Source organism: Marinobacterium arenosum, assembly GCF_019795155.1.
Lineage (GTDB): Bacteria > Pseudomonadota > Gammaproteobacteria > Pseudomonadales > Balneatricaceae > Marinobacterium_C > Marinobacterium_C arenosum.
In genome coordinates, this window is sequence record NZ_JAILYN010000003.1 from 97,148 (window position 1) to 116,556 (window position 19,409).

Here is a 19,409-nt window from a genome sequence, read left to right on the forward strand (position 1 = left end):
TTTGTTATAAGTAAAACGTTATAGATAACGGCGGATGGCATTTTTTTATGGCTTCGAAGCTTCAACCACTGCTCAACCGGCTGTCGTTTCGTCAGCTGCAGGTTTTCACGGCGGTTCACCGCCTCAACAGCTACAGCAAGGCTGCAGAGGAGCTGGGACTGACCCAACCGGCGGTCAGTGCCCAGGTCCGCCAGCTGGAGAGTGCGCTGGGTGAGCCGCTGTTCGAATATATCGGCAAGCGGCTATACCGCACCCAGGCCGGCGACGCCCTGGCGCTGGCAACCCGCAACATCTTCAGTGAACTGGAACGGTTGCAGATGGAGATCGCCGAACTGGCCGGCCAGGTGCGGGGGGAGCTGCGACTGGCAGCGGTCAGTACCGCCCAGTATGTGGTACCCCGGCTGCTGAAGGGGTTCCTCGATCTGCATCCGCAGATCAACGTGCGGATGCGGGTGGTCAACCGGGCCCAGGCGCTGGATCGGCTGGCCGCGAATACCGACGACCTGGTGATCATGGGGATGGTGCCGCAGGACCGCTCGCTGACCTTCATGCCGTTTCTCGACAACGAGATGGTGGCGGTGGTGCCGGCGGATCACCGGTTGCTCGACGAGGCAACGCCCGATGTGAAGGCGTTCCTGGATGGTGGGCTGATCCTGCGCGAACCGGGCTCCGGTACGCGGCTGGCGCTGGAGGCATACTGTGCCGAACAACGCCTGCGGTTGCCCGATTGCATGGAGCTGGGCTCGAACGCCGCGGTGCTGCACGCGGTGCTGGCCGGTCTCGGCGTGGCGGTGCTGCCGCGGCTCAGTTGCCAGAATGAGCTGGCCCAGGGGCGGGTGCGGGTTCTACCGTTGGACGGTTTTCCGTTGCGTCGCTCCTGGTGCACGGTATACCCGAAGGGCAAGCATCCGACACCGGTGATGAATGCCTTCCTAGGCTATATCCAAGAGAATATCGCGCTGTTCGGCAAGATGTTTGCGCAGCCCTGAATGCAACAGGGAGAGGGACGAAATAGGGATGGAGAGGGCGGAAGCCGCCCTCCGGCCGTCTTGGCGTTAGGTCGATGGCGGCATGTATTTGGCGAACACCTCCGCTTCGGTCATATCCTCGGTCGGGTTGGCGAAGCTGTAGTAGTCCGGCTTGCGGTCGATGAAAATCTGGTGGTCGAAATGGAGCGCCGCGTCACCGTCCAGCAGTCCTGCGGGTACGATGTACTGGCCGCTCTGCTTGAGCCGGTAGAACAGGTGGCTACCGCACTGCTTGCAGAATCCGCGTTCGGCCCAGTCTGACGATGCGTAGCAGGCGATATTCTCGCCGCCTTCCAGGCTGACCTCGGTACCGCAATCGACCGCCAACAGCGGTCCGCCAGTCCATTTGCGACACATGCCGCAGTGGCAGGCGCCGACGCTGCGGCTGGTGGCTTTGGCGGTCAATCGGGTGGCGCCGCACAGGCAGCTGCCGCTGGCTTCAAACGTATCTGACATCTTAACCTCCTTGCTGGTTGTCGTTGGGGCGATTTCCGTCCCCTCAGTATATCGGAATGGTCGCCGGCGAGCGGACGGCTTCTCCGATATCGGGCCGGCAACTGCCGGCCCGGCCGGACATCAGCCGGCCACCGCCTGTGCCGAGCGGGTTTCATCTTCGGCCGGCGGGTTTCGGTCCGATTGCAGGCCGATCAGTTGCAGGCTCTCCTCGGCGAAGCCGGAGCCGGCCTCGGTGTAGAAGTTGAATACCTTGTCGATACCGGCTGCCTGCAGCGCATCCCGTTCATCCTCGTAGCGGGCGATCGCGGCGATCTGGCCGTCGTATTGGCCGTTACGCAGCTGCTGGGTGATGTTGCGGCTGTCGTCGATCGACGGCAGTGCCAGCAATACCAGCTTGATGCTGGCGGTGTCAAAGCGCTCCCAGAGATCGGCGTCCTCGCCGTCGCCGTAGAACACGTTCATCCCCTTGGCCTGCAGCCGCTTGATCCGGTTGCGATCGGCATCCATGCCGCAGACCCGCTCGTCGGCCAGCGATTGCAGCGCCTTGAACGCGCCCTTGCCGACCCGGCCCAGGCCGATCACCAGAATCTCGGCATTGGCCGGCTGTTCAAACACGTCCTCCCGCAGCCGCTGCGGGTGTTCATGGCGCTTGATCAACGCCTTGTGGGTCATGTAGACCCGGTGGGCCGAGCGGTACAGTGCGCTGGTCAGGATGAACGAGATCGACACCGCCAGCGCCAGGATCACCAGCCACTCCTTGGACAGCCAGCCGGCGTCCACGCTCAATGCGGCGACAATCAGGCCGAACTCGCTGAAGTTGCTCAATGCCAGCGCGGCCAGGTAGGAGGTGCGGCCGCGTAGCCGCAGCCGGGCGAAGGTCAGGAAGAACAGCAGGAACTTCACCAGGAGCAGGACCGCCAGCAGCAGCGCCATCGACAGCATCGACCAGTCCGGCAGCGCGGTGAAGCCGATCGACAGGAAGAAGCCGATCAGGAAGATATCCTTGAAGCTGAGCAGTGATTTGGTCAGCTCGCTGGCCTTGGGGTGGCTGCTCAGCAGCATGCCGAAGATCAGCGCGCCCAGGTCGCCCTTGACGCCGACCAGGTTGAACAACTCATAGCCGCCCAATGCCAGGAAAAAGCCGGTCAGTGGCAGCAGTTCGCCGTGGCCGGCCCGCTGCAGCAGTGTGCCGAGCAGCGGCCGCACCAGTAGCAGCCCCAGCAGACCGAGCGCCCAGATCGACGGCACCTTGCCGGTGGCGAACACCAGGAACAGCACCGCCGCGATATCCTGCATCACCAGCACCCCGATCGCCAACTGGCCGTGGCGGGTCTTCATCTCGCCGCTCTCCTCCAGCAGCTTGACGATGCAGACGGTGCTGCTGAAGCTCAGCGCGAAGCCGAGCAGGGCGGCGGACTTGAGGTCGATGTCGGTGAAATAGGGCGCGGCCAGTGAGGCCAGCAACAGCGTCAACGAGCCAAACAGGAGTGTCCACAACGTCATATGGGACAGGGTGCTGGCCCAGACCTCACGTTTCAGCAGGTCGCCGACATGCAGTTTCAGGCCGATGGTAAACAGCATCAGCGTGATCCCCAGGTCCGCCAGGGTGTCCAGGCTGGCGGTCGGCTCGACGCCGATGAAGTGCAGCAGAAAGCCGGCGAACAGGAACCCGATCAGTGGCGGCAGCGCCAGCAGCTTGACGCCGAACCCGCAGATAAATGCAAACAATACCCAGATAAATTCCATAGACGATATCGATCTTTGGCCAGTACGGCTGGGCAATGTACCACAGCAACACCGTGCTGTGGGCAGGGCTTGGCGAAAGTCGATATCGGCTGGGGGCTGGGGCTCATTCCCGCCAGAACGGTTTCCGGCTAATCTGCTCGGCGTCATGCCGGCTGAGGCCGATATCCCGCAGCAGCCGGTCGTCCAGTTGGGCCAGCTGGTGGCGGCCATGGCTGTTTCTGCGCCAACGGCAGAGCTGGCGCCGCCAGGCCCGCCAGTAACCTTTTATCAGTGAAGCCAGGCTTAACTTGGTGGCAGGGGTTTGGCAGTTGGATACGGTGCAGGACATGGCCTTTCCTCCTTTTAATGCGCTAGTCAGGAGGATGATCTGCCCTGAGGGCTGGATGGGCAAACGATATATTCTGAGAGTGAATAAGAATAACTTAACTGGCGGCCTATTGGCGTCGCTATCAAGGGGGCGGCCCGCAGCCGGGGCCGAAGAGATTCGCATCACCCCTGATGCGGGCGTCAGCCTGTGTCTCGACTGTTTAACCTGCCTGCTGGGTTAGGCTCCGAGCGAGCGTGTCGCAAATGTGGTCCTCACAAGTGTCATCGTCAAAGTGGGCAATTTTGTTTCGGCCCGCCCGCTTGGCGCGGTAAAGCGCTTGGTCCGCCTTGGCGATAATGCGGTTGCAAAGACGGGGAGCGTCGATATCCCCGCTTACCGGGTCCGGCTGCTGATGGCTGGAGACGCCTATGCTGACCGTCAGACTGGTCTGCGCCATGGCGCTCTCTTCAACGCACTGTCGTAGCCTCTCTGCGGCTTTCAGGCCGTCCTGCCGGTCCGCGTCAAACATCAATACGATGAACTCTTCCCCGCCAAAGCGGGCGAGGGTGTCACTGTCCCTGGAATTGGCTTCCAGCAGTCTGGCGAGCGTGCATAAGACTTCATCACCCTTCTGATGCCCCAGGCTGTCATTGATCTGTTTGAAGTGATCGATGTCGATAAGCGCTATGGAGATCGGCAAGCGCTCGCGAATCGAGATACGCAGTTGGCTTTCAAAGTGTTCGTAAAAGGCCCGCCTATTGTACAGCGAGGTGAGGTAATCCTCGCGGGCGAGTTTCTCCAGTTGCCTGTTCTTTTCTCTGAGGAGTTGTTCGGTACGTTTGAGCGGAGTCAAGTCGTTATGCGCCCCCAGCATCCGGATCGGTTTGCCATTGGCATCACGTATCGCAATCCCGCGGCAGCGTACCCAGACGGTCGAGCCGTCCTTGTGGCGATAGCGCACCACTTGATCGTAGGGGTGGTGAGGGGCCTGGCAGTGTTTCTCGAAGTTTTGCAGTGCCAGCTGAAGGTCGTCCGGGTTGATAATATCCTGCCATTCCGCTGCCAAGTGCTGCTTCTCGGCGGGATCGTAGCCGAGCAGGGTCCAAAACGACGGACTCATCCATTCGACGGCCGGGTTCTCGATATCCCAATACCACAGGCCATCCAGCGATCCCGCTTGCAGGAACTCGAATACTGCCGGCTCGAGCCGGACCAGTTCATAGAGTTCCCTCTTGAGATAATGCTCAGCGGCTGCCTGGCTGTCTGACAACGATTGGTCAACTTCTAGGTTGATCGGCTTCAACTGCCACCTCCATGATCAGGCGAACTTCCTGTGTGCTTGCGTCAGGAGGCCGCTCGGGAAGGGATGAGCTGGCCTCCGTTGTTAACTGAGTATAGAGATCAGCGCCGCTTATGGGGAGCTGTTGCAGATGCGCGCAGTGGCCCGCCAATAACACCGTTCAACGGCTTAGTCCGCTCAGTATAGAAGATAGATCTGTTGCGAAGGATGTTTTGCCCGGGTCGATTGCGGATTGGCGTAGGGGATCAGCTGCCGGCATAGGGAAATACCTCGCTTAAGGGAACCACCTCGCCGCAGCGGTCCAGCCGATAGCCGGGCAGCTGCTCGATCGCCTGCTGAAAGGCTTCGCTGCTGAGCATCGTCAGCAGCCGGCGAGTGGCTTCCTGCTGCAGCGTGCGGTTGTGGCAGACCAGCATGTAGTGTTCGGTGGTGATCGGGATGAAATCCAGGTTGAACTGGCGGGCGGCGGCCTCGACGCCAAAGCCGACGTCGGCCATGCCGGCGGCGACGTAGGCGGCCACCGCCGAGTGGGTGAACTCCTCGTCGTCGTAGCCGTCGATCCGCGCGCTGGCGATGCCGGCGCGGCGCAGCAACTCGTCCAGCAGGGCGCGGGTGCCGGCGTTTTTCTGCCGGTTGATAAAGCGCACCCCATCCCGTTGCAGGTCATCGAGCTGGGTTATCTGCAGTGGGTTGTCCGGTTTGACTATCAGCCCCTGGCAACGGGTGATAAAGCGGATCACCCGGTGTACGCGCGGTTTCAGGTGACGGCTATAGCTGTCGATCAGCGCTTCGCTTAGCGTCTCGGTCGGCAGGTGGAAACCGGCCAGGTCGCAGGCACCCCGGTTCAATGCGGCCAGTGCCTCTTCGGCACTGCGAAACTGCAGGTCCAACTGGAAGCTGTCGGCATACTCCGGCAGCAATTCCACCGCATAGCCGTGGCTGGCGTGCAGTTTCAGCAGCGGACTGGCGCCGGCCAGGCTGCGTTGAATCTCCAGGTTCAACTCCGAGGCCAGGCTTTTCAACTGTGGTTCCAGCCGCGCCACCACCCGCTGTTCCGCCCAGCGCAGTTTCTCACCCAGCGGCGTCAGCCTGGCGCCTTTGCCTTTCTGCAGCGCCACCAGTTCGCTGCCGAAGAACGCGGCCCAGTTGTTGAGCAGGTTCCAGCCATGGCGGTAGGAGATGCCGACCTGTTGGGCGGCCTCGGTCAGCTTGCCGTGTTGGTGGACCGCATTGAGCAGTTGGAACAGCTTGGGATCGAGCCGATTGCCGTGTTCGTCGCGGAACGACCAGGCGGGTTCTACATGGATGCGCTTGGAACTGGACATATGCACTTTTTTTCATATTTTTCGCTCGGATCACTAATGCTACCTTTAACGGCGACAAGAACCGAATTAATTCGAGTAAAAGCTCGTCAGATATGCAATTGAGTTCATATTTGGCGGTCTTAATACAAAAATAAGTAAAACCAAAAGGTGAGCACAGATGAGCGGCCTTACCGAAGCGGATCGCACGGCGGTCTCGACTATTGTCGATCAACTCAAGAGCAAACCCGGTGCCCTGCTGCCGATCCTGCACGGTATCCAGGATCGGTTGGGTTATATCCCCTCCGAGGCGGTGCCACTGATTGCCGAGGCGTTGCAGCAGACCGCTGCCGAGATCCACGGCGTGATCAGTTTCTACCACCAGTTTCGTACCAGCCCGCCGGGCCGTCATCAGCTGCAGATCTGCCGCGCCGAGGCCTGCCAGGCGCGCGGTGCCCGCGAACTGGAAGCCCATGCCAAGGCCAAGCTGGGGATCGGCTACCACCAGACCAGCCCGGATCGGGAGTTCAGCCTGGAACCGGTCTACTGCCTGGGCAACTGTGCCTGCGGGCCGTCTGTACGGGTGGGCGACGAGATCGTCGGCCGGGTCGATGCGACCCGTTTCGATCAGCTGGTCGATGAGCTGACCACTGTGCCGCTGGAGGTGAAATGATGAGCCTGAAGATTTTCGTACCTTGCGATACCACCGCGCTGGCATTGGGCGCCGATAAGGTGGCCGCTGAGATTGCGGCCGAGGCCGCTGAGCGCGGTGCGGCGGTGGAGGTTGTCCGCAACGGTTCACGCGGCCTGTTCTGGCTGGAACCGCTGGTGGAGGTGGAAACCGCCGAGGGGCGGGTCGCCTACGGCCCGGTCGCAGTGCGCGATGTCAAGGAGCTGTTCGACGCCGGCCTGCTGAGCGGCGGGCAGGAACACCCGCTCTGCCAGGGGCTGACCGAGCAGATCCCCTATCTGGCTAAGCAGCAGCGGCTGACCTTCGCCCGCGCCGGTATCACCGATCCGCTGTCGCTGGAAGATTACCAGGCCCATGATGGCTTCAAGGGGCTGCGCAAGGCGCTGCAGTCGAGTCCGCAGGCGATCGTCGACGAGGTCAAGGCTTCCGGCCTGCGCGGTCGTGGCGGCGCCGCCTTCCCGACCGGCATCAAGTGGCAGACGGTGCTCGATGCCCAGCCGGACGGGGAGCAAACCCAGAAATATATCGTCTGCAACGCCGACGAAGGCGATTCCGGTACCTTTGCCGACCGGATGGTGATGGAAGCTGATCCCTACATGCTGATCGAGGGGATGACCATCGCCGGCTTGGCGGTCGGTGCCGACCAGGGCTACATCTACCTGCGCTCCGAGTACCCGGTGGCGCACCGGATTCTGGACCAGGCGATCGAAAAGGCCGAAGCGGCCGGTTTCCTTGGCGAGAATATTCTCGGCAGCGGCCGTACCTTCCGACTGGAGGTGCGGCTCGGCGCCGGCGCCTATATCTGTGGCGAGGAGACCTCGCTGCTGGAGAGCCTGGAGGGTAAGCGCGGCCTGGTGCGCGCCAAGCCGCCGCTGCCGGCACTGGTCGGTCTGTTCGGTCAGCCGACGGTGGTTAACAACGTGCTGTCGCTGGCCGCGGTGCCGTTCATCCTGGCGGAGGGCGGTCAGGCCTACGCCGACTACGGCATGGGCCGTTCGCGCGGCACTCTGCCGATGCAGCTGGCCGGCAACATCGAGCGCGGCGGGCTGATCGAATTGGCGTTCGGTATGAGCCTGCGTGAACTGATGGAAGAGTTCGGCGGCGGCACCGCCTCCGGTCGACCGATCCGGGCGGTACAGGTGGGCGGCCCGCTCGGTGCCTACCTGCCGGAGAGCCAGTGGGATACGCCGCTCGATTACGAAGCCTTCTCGGCGGTTGGCGCGGTATTGGGGCACGGCGGGGTAGTGGTGTTCGACGATACTGTCGATATGTCCGAACAGGCCCGTTTTTCGATGGAGTTCTGCGTCGAGGAGTCCTGCGGCAAGTGTACCCCCTGTCGGATCGGCTCGACCCGCGGTGTCGAGGTGATCGACCGGATCCGCAACGGCGAGCGGCCTGAGCAGAATCTGGAGTTGCTGGGCGATCTTTGCGACACCATGGAGTTCGGCTCGCTCTGCGCGATGGGCGGCATGACGCCGTACCCGGTGCGCTCGGCACTGACCCACTTCCCTGAAGACTTTAACCCGCAAGGCCGGGAGGCAGATCATGGTTGAATACTTTAACCCCAAGGCCGACCCCAACAAGGATTACGGCACCCCGGCCAGCCTGTCGCAGACGCTGGTGACCCTGAATATCGACGGTGTCGAGGTATCGGTGCCGGAGGGCACCTCGGTGCTGCGTGCCGCTGCACTGGCGGATATCAACATTCCGAAACTCTGTGCCTCCGACAACCTGGAAGCGTTCGGCTCCTGCCGGCTCTGTGCGGTCCAGATCGAAGGCCGGCGCGGCTATCCCGCCTCCTGCACCACGCCGGTGGAGCAGGGGATGCAGGTGACCACCCAGAACGACAAGCTGGGCAAGCTGCGTCGCAATATCATGGAGCTCTATATCTCCGATCACCCGCTGGACTGCCTGACCTGCCCGGCCAACGGCAACTGCGAACTGCAGGATATGGCCGGTGCGGTCGGCCTGCGCGAGGTGCGCTACGGTTTCGACGGCGAGAACCACCTGTCGGCGCCGAAGGATGAGTCCAACCCCTATTTCACCTTCGACCCCAGCAAGTGCATCGTCTGCTCCCGCTGCGTACGCGCCTGTGAGGAGGTGCAGGGCACCTTCGCACTGACCATCCAGGGGCGTGGCTTCGACTCCAAGGTGGCGGCCGGCCAGGACCAGCCGTTCCTCGAATCAGACTGCGTTTCCTGCGGTGCCTGCGTGCAGAGTTGCCCGACCGCCACGCTGATGGAGAACAACGTGATCGAGCAGGGCCAGCCGGAGCACTCGGTGGTGACCACCTGTGCTTACTGCGGTGTCGGCTGCTCGTTCAAGGCCGAGATGAAGGGCGATCAGGTGATCCGCATGGTGCCCTATAAAGGTGGCGAGGCGAACCACGGCCACTCCTGCGTCAAGGGGCGCTTCGCGTTCGGTTACGCCACCCATAAGGACCGGATCACCGAGCCGATGATCCGCGACTCCATCGACCAGCCCTGGCGCGCCGTCTCCTGGCAGGAGGCGCTGGAGTTCGCCGCCGACCGTATCAAGGCGGTGCAGGCCAAGTACGGTCGCGAGAGTGTCGGCGGCATCACCTCGTCGCGCTGCACCAACGAAGAAACCTATCTGGTGCAGAAACTGATCCGTGCCGGCTTCGGCAACAACAATACAGATACCTGTGCCCGGGTCTGCCACTCGCCGACCGGCTACGGTCTGAAGACCACGCTGGGCGAGTCGGCCGGCACCCAGACCTTCGACTCGGTGATGCAGGCCGATCTGATCATGGTGATCGGCGCCAACCCGACCGATGCCCATCCGGTATTCGGCTCGCTGGCCCGCCGCCGGCTGCGTCAAGGCGCCAAGCTGATCGTCGCCGACCCGCGCGACATCGACCTGCTGAATACGCCGCACCTGGGCGAGTCGCACCACCTGCCGCTGCGGCCGGGTACCAACGTGGCATTGATCAACGCCCTGGCCCACGTGGTGATTACAGAAGGGCTGGAGGATCGCGCCTTTATCGAAAGCCGTTGCGAGCCGGAAGCTTACCAGCAGTGGCGCGAGTTCATCAGCGAAGCGCGCAACTCGCCGGAAGCCAGTGAATCAATCACCGGCGTGCCGGCGGCCAAGGTGCGCGAGGCGGCGCGGCTCTATGCCTCGGTACCGAACGCGGCGATCTACTACGGCTTGGGCGTGACCGAACACAGCCAGGGCTCGACCATGGTGATGGGCATTGCCAACCTGGCGATGGCCACCGGCAACCTCGGCCGCGAAGGTGTTGGTGTCAACCCGCTGCGTGGCCAGAACAACGTGCAGGGCTCCTGCGATATGGGCTCCTTCCCGCACGAGCTGCCGGGTTACCAGCATGTCGCCGACGATGCGGTGCGCCAGCGCTTCGAGCAGGCCTGGGGCGTCCAGCTCGACGACGAGCCGGGATTGCGCATTCCCAATATGTTCGACGCGGCGATCGAGGGCACCTTCAAGGCACTCTACGTGCAGGGCGAGGACATTGCCCAGTCCGATCCGAACACCCAGCATGTGGAAGCGGCGCTGGGGTCGCTGGAGTGCCTGGTGGTGCAGGATATCTTCCTGAACGAGACCGCCAAGTTCGCCCATGTGTTGCTGCCGGGTGCCAGCTTCTTGGAGAAGAACGGTACCTTCACCAACGCCGAGCGACGTATCAACCGGGTACGCAAGGTGATGCCGCCGCTGGCCGGCATGGAGGACTGGCAGGTGACCCAGGCGCTGTCCAACGCGCTGGGCTACCCGATGAACTACAGCCACCCGTCCGAAATCATGGACGAGATCGCCAGCCTGACGCCGACTTTCACCGGGGTCAGCTACGACAAGCTGGAGCAGCTCGGCAGTATCCAGTGGCCCTGCAACGAGCAGCACCCGGACGGCACGCCGATCATGCACGTGGAGGATTTCCCGATCGGTAAGGGGCATTTTGCGATCACCGAATATGTCGCCACCGAAGAGCGCGCCAGCCGCCGCTTCCCGCTGCTGCTGACCACCGGCCGCATTCTCAGCCAGTACAACGTCGGCGCCCAGACCCGGCGCACCGACAACCAGGTCTGGCATGACGAGGATGTGCTGGAGATCCATCCGCACGACGCCGAGGAGCGTGGCATCAATGATGGCGACTGGCTGGGGATCAGCAGCCGGGCCGGTGAAACGGTGATGCGGGCGCAGGTCAGCGAGCGGATGCAGCCGGGGGTTGTGTATACCACCTTCCATCATCCGGGCAGCGGCGCCAACGTGATCACCACCGACAACTCCGACTGGGCGACCAACTGTCCGGAGTACAAGGTGACCGCGGTGCAGGTCGAGAAAGTGACCCAGCCGTCGCACTGGCAGCAGCGCTACCGGTCCTTCAACGAACAGCAGCAAACGCTGCTGCGTGCAGGACGCCGGCGTAGTGCGGAGCCGCACTGATGGCACAGCCCTCTGTGCGGCCGCTAGCGGCCCCCGATCCCGAAGGCTGTCGCAGCGTCGAGGTACGCAGCTGGCAGCGGGGGGAGGGGACGCTCTCCGAGCGCTACGTCGATCAGGTGGCCGAGGAGTATCCGGTGGCGCTGGTCTACAACGGCATCTCCCATGTGGTGATGATGGCCAGTCCGTGCAATCTGGAGGATTTCGCGCTGGGCTTCAGCCTCAGCGAGGGGATCCTGGCCAGCCCGGCCGAGCTCTACTCGGTTGAACTGGAGCCGCATGATGAGGGTTATGAAGTCCAGTTGACTATTGCCGCCGGCCGGATGGCGGCGCTGAAAGAGCGTCGCCGCAACCTGGCCGGCCGTACCGGCTGCGGTCTCTGTGGTACCGAATCGTTGCAGCAGGCGATCCGGCCGATCAGTCCGGTTTCGGCTCAGCCGCTGCCGTCCGATCAGGCGGTGCAGCGGGCGTTGGCCCAGCTGGCCGACTGGCAGCCGTTGCAGGCGCTGACCGGCGCCTGTCATGGCGCGGCCTGGTGTGATCTGGCCGGCGAGATCCGGCTGGTGCGTGAGGATGTCGGTCGACACAATGCGCTCGATAAACTGGTTGGGGCCTTGTATGGACAGGGGATCGACCCGTTGCAGGGCTTCGCGCTGGTTTCCAGCCGGGCCAGTTACGAGATGGTGCAGAAGTCGGCCGCGGTCGGCATTGCCACGCTGGTGGCGGTGTCGGCGCCGACCGCGCTGGCGATCCGCCAGGCAGAGCAGGCCGGTGTTAACCTGATCGGCTTCGCCCGCCAGGGGCGCCATATGATCTATAACCAGGCGCTCGGATCGAACGCTTAAAGAATGCAAAGAATAAGTCAGGAGTGAGTCGTCGATGAGCCATCCATCCCAGCAGGACCATCTGGTCCGGATGATCAACCAGATCGCTGCCAACAACCTGCATCATGACGATGTAGAGTCCGCCGCCACCATGGTCGCCGGTCATATCCGCAAGTTCTGGGCGCGGCCAATGAAGCAGCAGATCAGTGCATACCTGCAGCAGGGCGGCGATCAGCTGTCGCCGGTCGCCCGCCGGGCGGTGGAGCTGGTCGGCGAGGCAAGCGTTTAATTTAATAAAGCAATATGAAAAGCCATAGGGCCGCCTTTGGATTAATGCTGTTCACGTAAGCGGCTGGGCTGGTGCCCTGTGGGTATCACTCGACCAGGTGCCCGCAGGGCTCCGCAACCGCCTGCGGCGATGGCGCCCCGGGGAGGTTGCAGGGCTGGCAACTGCGGATCTCTGTTATGAGCCCGCTGCAGCCTGTGCTGAAAGAAGCGGATATCTGAAAAAATCAGAGCGTGCTTTCGATAACTCGCATCAGCTGTTCCAGGTAGCGTTGGTCGACCGCATCGAAATCATCCAGCCGGTCGCTGTCCACGTCCAGGATCAGCTTTACCTCGCCATCCTTCATTGCCGGCAGCACGATCTCGGAACGTGACGCCGAGCTGCAGGCGATATGGCCCGGGAACGCATCCACGTCCGGCACCAGGATGGTTTCACCGCGTTCGAACGCGGCACCGCAGACGCCGCGCCCTTTCGGAATGCGGGTGCAGGCGATCGGCCCCTGGAACGGGCCGAGCACCAGCATGTCGTTCTTTTTCACCAGATAGAAGCCGACCCAGAAGAACCCCATCGCTTCCTTCAGCGCCGCGCTGATATTGGCCAGGTTGGCGATCAGATCGTCCTCGCCGCCAACCAGCGCCTCGATCTGCGGGATCAGGGACGCGTAGCGCTGCTCTTTGGCGGCATCGGGATCAAAAAATAGCTGTTCGGCCATCGTTAAAGGTTCCTTCGTGGCAGGAGATCGGGTGTTTGCGGCGGCAGGGTTTAGCGGGCTTTCAGCTTGCCCAGCACCTGCTGCTCCTCCGGCAGCAGCTCGGCGAAACTTGGCCGGGCGCAGCAGCGGTTCAGGTGGCTGGCCAGTTGCGGCCAGCGGCTGTCATCCAGCGGATAGCCGGCGTAGCCCATATTGATCAACTGGCTGGCGATGGCGATATCGGCCAGGCCGAACCGGTTGTCGACCAGCCATTCCCGGTCGGTCAGCTGTTGTTCCAGGTAATCCAGCAGTGGCGGAAGTGTGTGGTTCAAAGCCTTTTCGACGACTGCGTGATCCGTTTGTTTGCCGAGGGTTGGCGCGACCAATGTCTGGTAGAACAGCGCGAAGGTGGCGTTCTGGGCCAGTTCATAGTCGCCGAATTTTTCCAGCCACTCGCAACGGGCGCGGCCGTCGATCGCCTCCGGCATCAGCGGGTGCACGGGGTACTTGGCGTCCAGGTAGTGGGCGATAACGGCGGAATCGGCCAGTGTGGTGTCGCCATCCTGCAGTGCCGGCACCCGCCGTAGCGGGTTGATCTCGGCGTACTCCTCGCGGGTCATATAGGGCACCACCGTTTTCATCTGGTAGGCCAGCTGTTTTTCGGCTAGCACCACCCGGACTTTACGGACGAAGGGGGATAGCGCCACGCCGTGCAGGGTCAGACTCATCTCAAGCTCCTTCTATCGTCTTGTTATTGGTCGATCAGGAGGGGAATTTCTTGCGCTCCGCTTCCGCTTCCCGCTTGCGCTCCTCCGCCCACTGGCGGTCGGTTTCTTCCTTCATCTGGGTTAGCTTGGCGATATGGGTGCGCAGCTCGTACAGCTGGCGGTCGAGCGACTGGTCATGGTTCAGGCGCTCCAGCTTCATGAAGCAGCCGCGCAGCTTCGGCAGCGAGGCTTCACTGCCGGTCATCCGCTCGATCTCGATCGCTTCCCAGATCTCCAATTCGATGGACGCGCGGGTATAGGCGCGTTTGACCTGTACCAGATACCCCCGGGCCGCCTGGGCGGGGAGTTCGCCGCGCTTCTCGATATCGTTGATGAACTGGGCCTGTTCGCGCAGCAGGCTCTGTGCCTGGGCGGCCTCGGCCGGCGACGCAAAGGCGGTCAGCGAGCCTTCCGGATGGGGGATTGGAGCGGGCTTCTGATTGCCGATATCCACCACGCGTTTTAGCTGGCGTTGATTCTCTTCGCTGTTTTCGAGTTCCAGAATGGCTTGCCATTGCTGCTGCAGATAGCGGGCCAACAGCTTCTTCAGCTCGAAGGTCAGCAGTAGCGCCGGAAAACTGCTGAGCAGGTGGTCGGCCCGGCGTACGTTATCGCGCAGCCGCATCAGTTTCAGATGCCGTTCGCGTTTGGTGTTCTCGATGTTCTGCGCCACAAAGGCGACAACGGCCAGAATGGCGACGCCAGTAAGAATCAACAGGCCCGTTTCGGTCGGCCCCATGGCAGCTTCTTCCAGTGGATATTTTGTGCAGCTGTTACCCTAACTAAAAAGGGGCTGATTTGATAGTCGATTAACGTTAAAAAAAGCTTGACGAATCAATGAGTAATCCATATTATACGCACCGCTGCTGAGGCAGTGGCTGCAGCGTCCCATTCGTCTAGTGGCCTAGGACACCGCCCTTTCACGGCGGTAACAGGGGTTCGAACCCCCTATGGGACGCCATTTGCGGGAATAGCTCAGTTGGTAGAGCGCAACCTTGCCAAGGTTGAGGTCGCCGGTTCGAACCCGGTTTCCCGCTCCAAATTCCAGAAAAACCAGCCCTAGTGGCTGGTTTTTTCGTTTCTGGCCCTGGTCATTCCCTGTTCGTCTGTAATCGCGGCGCCTGAGGGCCGGGGGTATATCGGGAGGGATCGGGCTGGTTTTCAAGCTGATTCCTCTCGCTGGGCAGCTTGCGGCTTATCGCTTCCAGCTAATAGCTGAGTGAAAGCTATCCAGTTGATAAAAAAGTTAAAAAAGGTGTTGACGGAGGCCGTTCAGGTCCTTAGTATTCGCGCCTCCTCAACGAGGAAAGCCACAAAATGGTGTTTGCGTCCCATTCGTCTAGTGGCCTAGGACACCGCCCTTTCACGGCGGTAACAGGGGTTCGAACCCCCTATGGGACGCCATTCTCTTTAAGATTGATTAAAGAGTCGCGGGAATAGCTCAGTTGGTAGAGCGCAACCTTGCCAAGGTTGAGGTCGCCGGTTCGAACCCGGTTTCCCGCTCCAATCCCCTCAGGGGATGACAGACACGGTGAAAAGTGTCCGCAGCGTCCCATTCGTCTAGTGGCCTAGGACACCGCCCTTTCACGGCGGTAACAGGGGTTCGAACCCCCTATGGGACGCCACTCTCTTTAAGATATGCTTTAAGGTATCATTAAAGAGTCGCGGGAATAGCTCAGTTGGTAGAGCGCAACCTTGCCAAGGTTGAGGTCGCCGGTTCGAACCCGGTTTCCCGCTCCAGATTCCGGAAAAAAGCAGCCTCGAGGCTGCTTTTTTCGTTTATACGCGCTTCGAACCTGGCGTCTTCATCTCTTGCTATCTGGTTTGTCCTGCCGGGGCGACTTCGTCAGCCCTTCGCGAGCGCCAGCTTTAGGCGGGTAACTCAAGGCACAAAAAAACCAGCCGCTTGGCTGGTTTTCGCAAAGCGTTTAGCTGATGGCTGATCAATGCAGTCCCTTGATATTGGCGCGGGCTTCCTCGTAATTGAATGGCTCGCCGGCCCGCTCCGCATCGAAGCGCTGTTCGTCCAGCAGCTGGAATAGCGCGATCTCCTCGTCGGGCATGAAGTGCAGGCATTCGCCGCCGAAGAACCAGAACAGGTCGCGCGGTACCAGTGGCACATGTTCCGGGTAGCGGCGCACCAGAGTGGCGAGCAGCGCCTGGCCGCGATCGATGAAATCCGCCTGTTCAGACTGGCCCGCCTCGATCAAGTCATGCAATCCCTGCAGGAAATCGGCATCTTCCGCGCTCATCGCATCATCGTCAAACGGATGGCTGCGCAACAGATTGTTGTAGGCGTGGGATAAAAGATTGAGGTGAAAACTGCGATAATCGAGGCTCATGGTTGACTCACTTCTGCTTGGCGGCCGGCAATTTTACCTTAATCCGGCCTGTAACGCTTGAAACTGGTCGCTGCCGCCCTCAGCTGGAAAAGTTCACTTGATAACAGGATTGCTTAATGACGACAGTGCTATCCATACACGAGTTGCGCAAAGTATACGACAACGGCTTCGAGGCTCTGAAGGGGATCTCATTCGAGGTGCAGCAGGGTGATTTCATGGCCCTGCTGGGGCCGAACGGCGCCGGTAAATCCACCACCCTGGGAATCGTTTCCTCGCTGGTCAACAAGAGCTCCGGCCGGGTTAGCGTGTTCGGTCATGACCTGGACCACGACAAGATCGCCGCCAAAATGTGTCTGGGGGTGGTGCCGCAGGAGTTTAACTTCAACATGTTCGAAAAGGTTGAAGATATCCTGCTGACCCAGGCCGGTTACTACGGTATTGCGCTGGGCCAGGCCCGCGAGCGGGCCGAGTTCTATTTGAAGAAGCTTGGCTTGTGGGAGAAAAGGTCGGAGCGGGCGCGGATGCTGTCCGGTGGTATGAAGCGCCGGCTGATGATCGCCCGGGCGCTGATGCATGAACCCAAGCTGCTGATCCTCGACGAGCCGACCGCCGGGGTCGATATCGAACTGCGCCGTTCGATGTGGGAGTTTCTCAAAGAGATCAACTCCGCCGGCACCACCATCATCCTGACCACCCACTACCTGGAAGAGGCGGAGAGCCTGTGCCGTAATATCGCCATCATCGATCACGGCCGCATCGTGCAGAACACCAGCACCCGCGATCTGCTGCAGCAGCTCAATACCGAGACCTTCATCCTGGATATCGAATCCGCCCGCGAACAGCCGCCGCTGCTGTCCGGCTACGTGGTCCGGCCGTTGGGCGACGGCAGCCTGGAGGTGGATGTGGAGCGTGGCCAGGGGCTGAACCATCTGTTCCAGCAGCTGGAGCAGCAGCAGGTCCGGGTCTGCAGTATGCGTAACAAAGCCAACCGACTGGAGGAGCTGTTCGTGGCGCTGGTCGAGAAGAATCTGAGCCAACGGGAGAGTGCATGAGCCCGCAGCAACTGTTTACAGCGTTTTCCACCATCGTCCATCGTGAAGTGCGCCGCTTCCTGCGGATCTGGGGTCAGACCTTGCTGCCGCCGGCGATCACCATGACGCTGTATTTCATCATCTTTGGCAACCTGATCGGTAGTCGGATCGGCGAGATGGGCGGCTTCAACTACATGGAATACATCGTGCCGGGCTTGATCATGATGTCGGTGATCACCAACTCCTACGGTAACGTGGTGTCCTCGTTCTTCAGCACCAAGTTCCAGCGCAATATCGAAGAGCTGCTGGTGTCGCCGGTGCCCAACTGGATCATCCTGTGGGGCTACGTGTTTGGCGGTGTCGCCCGTGGTCTGGCGGTTGGCTTGATCGTCACCCTGCTGTCGATGTTCTTTACCGATCTGCAGGTGCAGAACCTCGGCTTGACCGTGCTGGTGGTGGTACTGACCGCGGTGCTGTTCGCACTGGGCGGGTTCATCAACGCCATGTATGCCCAATCGTTCGATGACGTCTCCATCGTGCCGACCTTTATCCTGACGCCGCTGACCTACCTGGGCGGGGTGTTTTATTCGATCCAGTTGTTGCCCGAATTCTGGCAGAATGTGTCGATGCTGAACCCGATCCTCTACATGGTGAACACCTTCCGTTACGGTATCCTCGGGGTCAGCGATATCAATGTCGGCTTTGCACTGGCCGCCATTATGGCATTCATCGTCGGGCTGGCGCTGCTGGCCGGCCATCTGCTTAACAAGGGGACGGGAATTCGAACCTGATGCGTGAAAAAGAAGTCGTTGAACACTCTCCGCTGGGGCAGGAGACCCGCTACGTTAACCAGTACGATCCGTCGCTGCTGTACCCGATCAACCGCCGGCTGAACTGGGCCGAGCGCGGTATCGACCGGGACAGCCTGCCGTTTTTCGGCGTCGATATCTGGAACGCCTACGAGGTCTCCTGGCTGGATATGAAGGGCAAGCCGGTGGTGCGACTGGCGGAGTTCCACCTGCCGGCCACCAGCGCCAATATCATCGAGTCCAAGTCGTTCAAGCTGTACCTCAACTCCTACAACCTGAGCCGCTTTGCCGATCAGGCGCAGGTTCAGGCGCAGATGACGGCGGATCTCAGCTGCGCCGCCGGCGGCGAGGTCAGGGTGGTCTTGCGGCACCCGGATGAGGCGCCGGAGATCGAGCGGTTCCGGGGCGAATGCATCGACGAGCTGGAGATCGATGTCGAGCACTACCAGCCGCGGCCTGAATTGCTGAAAGCCGCGGGTGAGCCGCTCGAAGAGCGGCTGTACAGCCACCTGCTGAAATCCAACTGCCCGGTTACCGGGCAGCCGGACTGGGCCAGTATCCAGATCGACTACCGGGGCGCGCCGATCGATCGTGAAGGCTTGCTGAAGTATCTGATCTCCTACCGCGAACACGGCGATTTCCACGAGCAGTGCGTCGAGAATATCTTCATGGATATCTGGCAGCAGTGCCGGCCGCAGCGGCTCAGCGTCTACGCCCGCTACGTGCGCCGCGGCGGCCTGGATATCAACCCGTACCGCAGCTCGGAACAACAACTGCCGGCAAACCTGCGGCTCAGCCGCCAGTGATGCCGGCCAAACACTAGAAGAATGGACCTGACCATGGATGCATTAGAAGCGCTGATCGAGCGTGTTTCCTGCCCTGTATTGCAGGAGCCCGGCCCCAGTGCCGAACAGTTGGAGCTGATGTTCAAGGCGGCGCTGCGGGCGCCGGATCACGGCGCACTGCGCCCCTGGCGTTTTCTGGTTGTCGAAGGCGATGCCCGGGCCAAGCTGGGGGAACTCTATCTGCAGGCGGCGTTGAAAGCTGATCCGGAGCTACCGCAGCCGCGCCGTGACAAGCTGCTCAATGCGCCGTTCCGCGCACCGACCCTGGTGGTGGTGATCGCCGTGACCCAGGACCATGCCAAGGTGCCGCTGCTGGAGCAGCAGGTGGCAGCCGGTTGTGCCGCGCATGGCATGCTGCTGGCGGCCCATGCCCAGGGGATTGGTGCGATGTGGCGTACTGGCGAGTTTGCCTATGACGCCGAAGTACTGGCCGGGCTGGGGCTGGCTGAAAACGAAGGGGTGATCGGCTACCTGTACCTGGGTACCGCGCCGAAAAGCCGCAAGGCGCCGCAGTTGGCGGTGGAAGATTACGTCAGCCGCTGGACCGGCGCCTGAAGGAGGAGAGC

Annotated in this window: 19 protein-coding genes and 6 tRNA genes; 16 read left to right on the plus strand and 9 right to left on the minus strand. The window is 61.5% G+C overall.

The annotated features are described in order from the left end of the window. Window positions 1–47 precede the first annotated feature (47 nt). Entirely contained in the window at window positions 48–989 is a 942-nt protein-coding gene (locus tag K6T12_RS02305) for a LysR family transcriptional regulator (RefSeq protein WP_222219087.1), read from the plus strand. A gap of 66 nt (window positions 990–1,055) precedes the next feature. Here K6T12_RS02305 and K6T12_RS02310 read toward each other — a convergent pair whose 3' ends face one another. From K6T12_RS02310 to K6T12_RS02330, 5 genes are all read right to left on the minus strand, one after another. Then, window positions 1,056–1,484 (minus strand): GFA family protein, encoded by a 429-nt coding sequence (locus tag K6T12_RS02310; RefSeq protein ID WP_222219089.1) that lies wholly within the window; start codon window positions 1,482–1,484, stop codon window positions 1,056–1,058. 120 nt (window positions 1,485–1,604) lie between these two features. Continuing rightward, a complete protein-coding gene (locus K6T12_RS02315; RefSeq protein WP_222219091.1) occupies window positions 1,605–3,230 on the minus strand; it encodes a cation:proton antiporter family protein in 1,626 nt (541 codons plus the stop codon). 103 nt (window positions 3,231–3,333) lie between these two features. Continuing rightward, window positions 3,334–3,558, minus strand: a complete 225-nt coding sequence (locus K6T12_RS02320) for a DUF1127 domain-containing protein (protein ID WP_222219092.1) — start codon at window positions 3,556–3,558, stop codon at window positions 3,334–3,336. Between the two features lie 199 nt (window positions 3,559–3,757). Next, window positions 3,758–4,840, minus strand: a complete 1,083-nt coding sequence (locus tag K6T12_RS02325; protein WP_222219094.1) for a sensor domain-containing diguanylate cyclase — start codon at window positions 4,838–4,840, stop codon at window positions 3,758–3,760. Window positions 4,841–5,082: 242 nt separating this feature from the next. Then, a complete protein-coding gene (locus K6T12_RS02330; protein ID WP_222219095.1) occupies window positions 5,083–6,162 on the minus strand; it encodes a substrate-binding domain-containing protein in 1,080 nt (359 codons plus the stop codon). A gap of 157 nt (window positions 6,163–6,319) precedes the next feature. Between K6T12_RS02330 and K6T12_RS02335 the strand changes: the two genes are divergently transcribed. Genes K6T12_RS02335 through K6T12_RS02355 form a run of 5 tightly spaced genes read left to right on the plus strand, consistent with a single transcriptional unit; the run spans window position 6,320 to window position 12,361 of the window. After that, on the plus strand, window positions 6,320–6,811 hold the full coding sequence (locus tag K6T12_RS02335) for a formate dehydrogenase subunit gamma (RefSeq protein WP_222219096.1): 492 nt from the start codon (window positions 6,320–6,322) through the stop codon (window positions 6,809–6,811). Next, the gene (locus K6T12_RS02340; protein WP_222219097.1) at window positions 6,811–8,382 is read left to right on the plus strand and encodes a formate dehydrogenase beta subunit; all 1,572 of its coding nucleotides are present in this window, start codon (window positions 6,811–6,813) and stop codon (window positions 8,380–8,382) included. Before K6T12_RS02335 ends, K6T12_RS02340 begins: the two co-directional genes overlap by 1 nt. Next, a complete protein-coding gene (fdhF, locus tag K6T12_RS02345) occupies window positions 8,375–11,251 on the plus strand; it encodes a formate dehydrogenase subunit alpha (RefSeq protein ID WP_222219098.1) in 2,877 nt (958 codons plus the stop codon). Before K6T12_RS02340 ends, fdhF begins: the two co-directional genes overlap by 8 nt. Beyond that, entirely contained in the window at window positions 11,251–12,093 is an 843-nt protein-coding gene (gene fdhD / locus K6T12_RS02350) for a formate dehydrogenase accessory sulfurtransferase FdhD (protein WP_222219099.1), read from the plus strand. Before fdhF ends, fdhD begins: the two co-directional genes overlap by 1 nt. A gap of 34 nt (window positions 12,094–12,127) precedes the next feature. Then, a complete protein-coding gene (locus K6T12_RS02355) occupies window positions 12,128–12,361 on the plus strand; it encodes a formate dehydrogenase subunit delta (RefSeq protein WP_222219100.1) in 234 nt (77 codons plus the stop codon). 223 nt (window positions 12,362–12,584) lie between these two features. On the opposite strand, the gene K6T12_RS02360 is transcribed toward K6T12_RS02355, so the two are convergent. From K6T12_RS02360 to K6T12_RS02370, 3 genes are read right to left on the minus strand one after another with little or no spacing between them, the layout of a single operon-like run. Further along, window positions 12,585–13,070 (minus strand): GAF domain-containing protein, encoded by a 486-nt coding sequence (locus K6T12_RS02360; protein ID WP_222219101.1) that lies wholly within the window; start codon window positions 13,068–13,070, stop codon window positions 12,585–12,587. A 50-nt stretch (window positions 13,071–13,120) separates the two neighbouring features. Continuing rightward, window positions 13,121–13,777, minus strand: coding sequence for a glutathione S-transferase family protein (locus K6T12_RS02365; RefSeq protein WP_222219102.1), 657 nt, complete (start codon window positions 13,775–13,777; stop codon window positions 13,121–13,123). 34 nt (window positions 13,778–13,811) lie between these two features. Further along, window positions 13,812–14,555, minus strand: a complete 744-nt coding sequence (locus K6T12_RS02370; RefSeq protein ID WP_222219104.1) for a hypothetical protein — start codon at window positions 14,553–14,555, stop codon at window positions 13,812–13,814. A gap of 146 nt (window positions 14,556–14,701) precedes the next feature. Between K6T12_RS02370 and K6T12_RS02375 the strand changes: the two genes are divergently transcribed. The 6 genes from K6T12_RS02375 to K6T12_RS02400 all read left to right on the plus strand — a co-directional run bounded on the left by K6T12_RS02375 (window position 14,702) and on the right by K6T12_RS02400 (window position 15,556). Next, window positions 14,702–14,777, plus strand: a tRNA-Glu gene (locus K6T12_RS02375). Between the two features lie 3 nt (window positions 14,778–14,780). Next, a tRNA-Gly gene (locus K6T12_RS02380) sits at window positions 14,781–14,856 on the plus strand. A gap of 288 nt (window positions 14,857–15,144) precedes the next feature. Further along, window positions 15,145–15,220 (plus strand) — tRNA-Glu (locus K6T12_RS02385). Between the two features lie 26 nt (window positions 15,221–15,246). Then, a tRNA-Gly gene (locus tag K6T12_RS02390) sits at window positions 15,247–15,322 on the plus strand. Between the two features lie 43 nt (window positions 15,323–15,365). After that, window positions 15,366–15,441 (plus strand) — tRNA-Glu (locus K6T12_RS02395). A gap of 39 nt (window positions 15,442–15,480) precedes the next feature. Continuing rightward, window positions 15,481–15,556 (plus strand) — tRNA-Gly (locus tag K6T12_RS02400). 203 nt (window positions 15,557–15,759) lie between these two features. On the opposite strand, the gene K6T12_RS02405 is transcribed toward K6T12_RS02400, so the two are convergent. Beyond that, a complete protein-coding gene (locus tag K6T12_RS02405; RefSeq protein ID WP_222219106.1) occupies window positions 15,760–16,158 on the minus strand; it encodes a PA2817 family protein in 399 nt (132 codons plus the stop codon). A 116-nt stretch (window positions 16,159–16,274) separates the two neighbouring features. On the opposite strand from K6T12_RS02405, the gene K6T12_RS02410 reads away from it, so the two are divergent. The 4 genes from K6T12_RS02410 to K6T12_RS02425 are packed head-to-tail and all read left to right on the plus strand — an operon-like array spanning window position 16,275 to window position 19,398. Then, complete coding sequence (locus tag K6T12_RS02410) at window positions 16,275–17,210, plus strand: ABC transporter ATP-binding protein (protein ID WP_222219108.1); 936 nt, start codon at window positions 16,275–16,277, stop codon at window positions 17,208–17,210. Beyond that, window positions 17,207–17,980 carry an ABC transporter permease gene (locus K6T12_RS02415; RefSeq protein ID WP_222219110.1) on the plus strand — a complete coding sequence of 258 codons (774 nt, stop codon included), beginning with the start codon at window positions 17,207–17,209 and terminating at the stop codon, window positions 17,978–17,980. The genes K6T12_RS02410 and K6T12_RS02415 overlap by 4 nt, the downstream gene beginning before the upstream one ends. Next, window positions 17,980–18,804, plus strand: a complete 825-nt coding sequence (gene queF / locus K6T12_RS02420) for an NADPH-dependent 7-cyano-7-deazaguanine reductase QueF (RefSeq protein ID WP_222219112.1) — start codon at window positions 17,980–17,982, stop codon at window positions 18,802–18,804. Before K6T12_RS02415 ends, queF begins: the two co-directional genes overlap by 1 nt. Before the next feature lie 33 nt (window positions 18,805–18,837). Next, window positions 18,838–19,398 (plus strand): nitroreductase family protein, encoded by a 561-nt coding sequence (locus K6T12_RS02425; RefSeq protein WP_222219114.1) that lies wholly within the window; start codon window positions 18,838–18,840, stop codon window positions 19,396–19,398. Window positions 19,399–19,409 lie beyond the last annotated feature (11 nt).